Source organism: Bradyrhizobium sp. 159 (assembly GCF_023073795.1).
Classification (GTDB): Bacteria; Pseudomonadota; Alphaproteobacteria; order Rhizobiales; family Xanthobacteraceae; genus Bradyrhizobium.
Window position 1 is genome coordinate 1 of the sequence record NZ_JADPKE010000024.1, and the last position, 5,113, is coordinate 5,113.

4 protein-coding genes are annotated in these 5,113 nt (G+C 57.6%); 2 read left to right on the forward strand and 2 right to left on the reverse strand.

Annotated features, from left to right (window positions below):
• Nucleotides 1-958: 958 nt before the first annotated feature.
• A complete protein-coding gene (locus IVA96_RS04855; RefSeq protein ID WP_247276070.1) occupies nt 959-1,264 on the reverse strand; it encodes a response regulator in 306 nt (101 codons plus the stop codon).
• Between the two features lie 418 nt (nt 1,265-1,682).
• Between IVA96_RS04855 and IVA96_RS04860 the strand changes: the two genes are divergently transcribed.
• Together IVA96_RS04860 and IVA96_RS04865 are read left to right on the forward strand one after the other, a co-directional pair.
• Nucleotides 1,683-1,877 (forward strand): hypothetical protein, encoded by a 195-nt coding sequence (locus IVA96_RS04860; RefSeq protein WP_247276071.1) that lies wholly within the window; start codon nt 1,683-1,685, stop codon nt 1,875-1,877.
• 39 nt (nt 1,878-1,916) lie between these two features.
• Nucleotides 1,917-2,096 (forward strand): hypothetical protein, encoded by a 180-nt coding sequence (locus IVA96_RS04865; protein ID WP_247276072.1) that lies wholly within the window; start codon nt 1,917-1,919, stop codon nt 2,094-2,096.
• A 345-nt stretch (nt 2,097-2,441) separates the two neighbouring features.
• Here the strand turns inward: IVA96_RS04865 and IVA96_RS35740 are convergent, their stop codons facing one another.
• Nucleotides 2,442-4,493, reverse strand: coding sequence for a HAMP domain-containing methyl-accepting chemotaxis protein (locus IVA96_RS35740; protein WP_247415651.1), 2,052 nt, complete (start codon nt 4,491-4,493; stop codon nt 2,442-2,444).
• Between the last annotated feature and the right edge of the window lie 620 nt (nt 4,494-5,113).

Genomic DNA, 5,113 nt, shown 5'->3' on the forward strand with positions numbered 1-5,113 from the left:
ATCCTCGCAGCCACCGCCCAAAACCTTCGAAAGATGGCCAAGCTGATCCCGATGCCCACCCCGACGCTCGCATAGGGTCAGTAAGAGCAGTTCCGGCCAAGTCGCGACGGAGCTATTACAACGAAATACTGCCGGCCTTTTTCAACGGAATCCTTCCAAAACCCGACATTACATGCTCGCGCTAGCGCGGGGCCGTTTGTTGAAAACTCGCTGCGGGAATTAGGTAAGATTAACCCGAGCTTTACGGAATGCAATCATTGATGATGGCCAGGACGGGCCACAACCCGTCCGCCCATCATGGCCGCTTGACCGACGGCAAGCTGCTATCAACTGTTTTTGCTCTGAGCAATGACTTGCGGTTAGGGTCACGAGCGTCGATAGGCCATGACGGCAAACACGTCCGGTCTACCCCAAAGAGCCGACGCCAAGGCGAGGATTGAGGTTCGATGCTAAGGGCCAACAGCGGAAGTACACGTGGCTGGAAGGAGTCGCCAACCTGAGGCCCTAGTTCAGCTTACGACGCAGCTTCTGGTGATCCTCCGCAGGTCGGCGCCGTACTCTTCGATGATGCGCCGCGCCTCGTCCAACCAAGACGGCTTGGCTTCCTTACAGGCTCTTTGTCGCGGTCTGGCATGGCCCGATGGTGTGGCGTAGATGCCCGGTTGCTTGAGCTAGATGAAGTGGTCTGCGCGAGCTGTGGCGGCCTCCTCGCAGTGCCGCTCTATGGCCTCAAGGGCTGGCCGAAACCGCCGATATTGGTTGAAGTGCCCGGCGTTGTGACAGACGCGCCTCCCGAGTGGCTTAGGTCAAGACAGAGGAGCCAGACCGATCCAGCATTTCGCGAACTTTGAGAGCCAACTTCGCTTGGGTAACCGGCTTTTCCAGAAGATCAACGCCTTCATCGAGCCGCCCTTGGTGGACGACCGCATTTCGAGAATAACCCGTCATGTAAAGTATTTTAAGCTCTGGTCTTATCTGTCGCTCGTCGGCCCAATTCACGGCCGTTTATGCCGGGCATCACGACGTCTGTGAGGAGCAGATTCACCTGCTCATCTTGTTGTAAAAGGATGGTCAGCGCAGCTTGCGCCGTACCGGCCGATAAAACTCGATAGTTGAGATCCCGCAATACGTCTGCGACGTAGGTCCTGAGGTCAGGGTCGTCCTCAACGACGAGGATCGTCTCTGTTGGTTCGCTTTTCGCTAGGGGTTGGTCGTCACTTTCGATGGTAGGTTGCACGGCACCATGATAGCGAGGAAAATACATGCGAATGCTCGTGCCTTCGCCAGACTCGCTGCAGATTTTTACGTTAACCGCCGTTAACGGCTTGGTAGATCGCTGGAGACGGACCGATCCGTTCTCGTTCGACGATTCGAACAGCAGCTTGTCTGCCTGACGGATGAGAGCTTCGCACTCGGGGCTTCAGCCGAGAGATCCCTTCAGTGCCTGTATGGGCCACGCGATAGCAGACGCGGCATGAATTTTACCCACGTACTCGGTTCCTACGCTTACACCGGGATCATCGCGCTATTTCTTGTCAGCTACCATTACATCCGCAACCTACAGAAGGTGTGACCAATGTGCAACGAGCGCTTGGCTTCACCACTGCAATGTCGGCAACCGAACAATCCGGCCCACGACCTACGCGGTACAATCGGCGCGGCCAATTAATGAGGGCCTGTGGATGACCTTTTCAAGCTCGAAAGATCAGACCTTATTGTCTCTTTGGGAAAGTGTGCAACGACAAGTGTTGGCTGATCGCTCGAATGGCCGCCGCTCCCGCATTGCTGGCGACAATCTGCGCAACTATGCAAAGTTGCTCCGTTCGGAAATGGATCGGCGGGAGCTCAAGTACACCTCCATCAACTCGACTGAATGAAACAGAGGGTGCCGACGGGGCACACAGAAGATGAGGGAGATGCATGAGCAGTTCAAGAAGCTCCGCAACGATGCCGCCGACTGCAAATCGATCAGCGATGTCATAGACCTGCAAAAAAGAGAATTGTTCGCGAGGCTTGCCGATCACCTGAGCGTGTTGGCTTCAGAGGTCGAGCGCGCCATTGCTGCGGCAGTCTCTAGCGCCCAACCCGAGCTATAAAGGTGCGCTGGCATCCATGATCGAGGATGCCATGGTCAGTAAAGCGCGACTTCGCGACGGCGGGCTACCTGGCATCAAGTAATCTCGTTCGCGTCGCCTATTCCTGTATGCGGTGCCGAGCGGTCTCCTTGCGGCGCTCCGCGCGACGGGGCACGATGTTATCGAGACCTAGATCGAGGTGTCGAAAGACGAACGTACGCGCCCATTGTGCCGCACAATCTGTCCTGGTCAGGTGTAAGGGAGCATGATGTTGGCAGCCGCCCACTCGGAGGCCCCATCACGGATTGTGGCTGCGACCACGCCAGCGTAACTCGCTGATGTTGAGGTGCTTGTCATAGAGGCACCTCAAGCTGCGCGTACGGTGGTCAGGAACTTCTCGACCTCTGTCTTTAACCTCGCGCTGTCGTTTGACAACGTTTGCGCCGAAGCGAGCACCTGACATGAGGCTGAACCGGTTTCCGTGGCTCCCTGCTGCACCTCCGTGATATTGGAGGCGACCTCATGGGTACCTTGCGCAGCCTGCTGGATGTTGCGCGATATCTCTTGCGTGGCCGCGCCCTGTTCCTCGACCGCGGATGCGATTGCGGAGGAAATTTCCGAGATCCGGCTGATCGTGCCGCTGATTTCCTTGATCGCGACGACGGAATCCTGGGTGGCCGCCTGTATATCGGTGATCTGATGACTGATCTCCCCAGTCGCCTTCGCGGTCTGTTCGGCGAGCGCCTTGACTTCGGAAGCAACGACAGCGAAGCCGCGTCCGGCCTCGCCGGCCCGCGCCGCTTCGATCGTCGCGTTCAGCGCCAAAAGGTTAGTCTGTCCTGCGATCGTATTGATCAGTTCGACCACGTCGCCAATGCGGGTTGCCGCCTGTGACAGCTTGTTGACACGATCGTTGGTTTTCTGTGCCTGGTCCACTGCCGCGCCGGCAATCCTGGCTGCGTCCTGCACCTGGCGACTGATTTCAGTGACTGATGAACTCATCTCTTCGGTCGCGGAAGCAACCGATTGAACGTTGGTCGAGGCTTCCTCTGAAGCCGCGACGACCATGCCGGAGCGCTGCTGGGTGCTCTCGGCCGTCCTGCTCAGAGTCTTGGCGGCCGCCTCGAGTTCGGTCGAGGATGACGACAGCGTCTCGATGATCTCTCCGACCGCAGCCTCGAACCGGCCAGCGAGTTGTTGCATGTCAGTCTTGCGCTGGGCGGCGGCACGAGCCTCCGATTGCGCCTGTACGGCACGCAGCCGGTCGGTTTCAATCATATTGTCCTTGAAAACCTGAACCGCCTCGGCCATCTCGCCCACCTCATCAGCCCGGCCCAGACCGGGGATCGCGGTGGACGTATCGCCTCCCGCAAGCCTGCCCATGGCGGCGGTCATCCCCTGGATCGGGCGCGCGATCGCGCCAGCAGTGAGCAGCGCAATGGTGGCGCCGAGGCCCAGTCCTGCCGCAAGCAAGCCCCAGAGGACCAGCTTCAGGAACGATATACTCGTCTGCACCTGGTGGCTTTCCTCGGCCAGCATCCTGTTCTGGTTCATCTTGATGCCTCCAGAGCGGGTGCCGTCGGCACCCTTCGGCCCGTCAAGCAGGTCGAGAATCTTCAACGCCCGCGGCGCCGCTTCCGCTACGAGAATATGCACAGGCGCGTTCCAGTCCGCGGACTCCCTGAAGGCGAACATCTTCTCATAAAGGGGGACAAATTCGCCCCGCGCCTTCGTGATCTTCTCGAAAGAGAGCAGCTGAGACGGCGTGAGCAGGTTCTTCTTCGCACTCACCGCGGTATAGCCGTTGTCGAAGAGCTCCCAGGGTTTGAAGAATTTTTCCTTGTCGTGCTTTTCACCCGACAAGAGGTACATGCGAAGTTGAGCGGTCGCGGCGGCAAAATTGCCCCGCGTGTCTGCCATGGCTTTCAGCAGTCTCTTCCGCTCCGCCGTCGCCTCCAGGCCTTCCTCGTCGTTGATCATCTTGGTGATCTCGGAAAAGATTGTTTCGGCGCGCGGGCCGGCTTCGGTCACCAGTAGCTTAGTTGCTGGATATGCCTCGGAAGTGAACGCGACAGCTTCGGCCTTGTCCTGGGCAGCTCTGAATTCTGCGAGCAGGGCCTTAGCCTCGGTCCATTTTCGGCTGTTCTCAGGGTTGGTAAAATGTACAGCCTTCTCATCGAAACCAGCAACTGTGGCATCCATTTCCTTCCACATCGCGGCCCGATCGAGCCTGCCTTGCGGATTTCCCGTCAAGAGATAGCCACGCAATGTCGCCAGTGTCGAATAGAGATTACCAACCAGCTCTGTGCTCGCGAGCGCGACGGGTGTGCGCAGGTTCACCATGCGATCGACAGTCGTGGAAATCCCGCCGACGGCAAACACCGTGTATCCGACAGAAAGCGCGATGATCGCGCACACAGCAAAAAAACCCGAAATCAGTCACGCCCATGAATACGAAGTTTGAATTGGAAAGGCATGGCAACACTCCGCGGGTCCTCGGACCCCTAAAAAAGGTCAGTAGGTGACGCGCCTGGTCGGCGCAGCGGCGAGCTCACTGGATTACGACCGCAACGCACGCTTCTCGAGCGTCTACTTCAGCGTGTGATCGATGGTGACGACAATTCCCTATGAGCGGGTTAAGAAATTGACCCTCATATTCCTTGTGCGCGCAAAAATTTTTACTTTGAGCGGTATCATCTGAAACTCAGGTCGCGCACTCCTCGCAAATTTTTCGCTGACTCGGCCGCGGAATGCGCGCGCAGCCCAAAAACTGAGACCAAGACTGTCAGTCAAACCGATTTATGGAAACTGAGAGCGAGCAAGATTGCGACAACCTGTCTCATCATCATCGTTGCCGAACCGCAGGCTTGCCCACAGATCGGAACAAGAACTCAACTCCGGCTTCGGGCGGCGGCTTTTCCGTTGTTCAGCTTAGGGCCCGATTCTGTTGAAAAAGGCAGCTGTTGCGACGCAGAGATATCAGTGATTCAGTCTGTCTAATTGGCAGGACTGAAGATCATGATGGGGCATCGGCAAGT

Coding starts and splice junctions, on each gene's coding strand:
- IVA96_RS04855 (WP_247276070.1), bottom strand. CDS start 1,264: ATGTATTTTCCTCGCTATCATGGTGCCGTGCAACCTACCATCGAAAGT.
- IVA96_RS04865 (WP_247276072.1), top strand. CDS start 1,917: ATGCATGAGCAGTTCAAGAAGCTCCGCAACGATGCCGCCGACTGCAAA.
- IVA96_RS04860 (WP_247276071.1), top strand. CDS start 1,683: ATGACCTTTTCAAGCTCGAAAGATCAGACCTTATTGTCTCTTTGGGAA.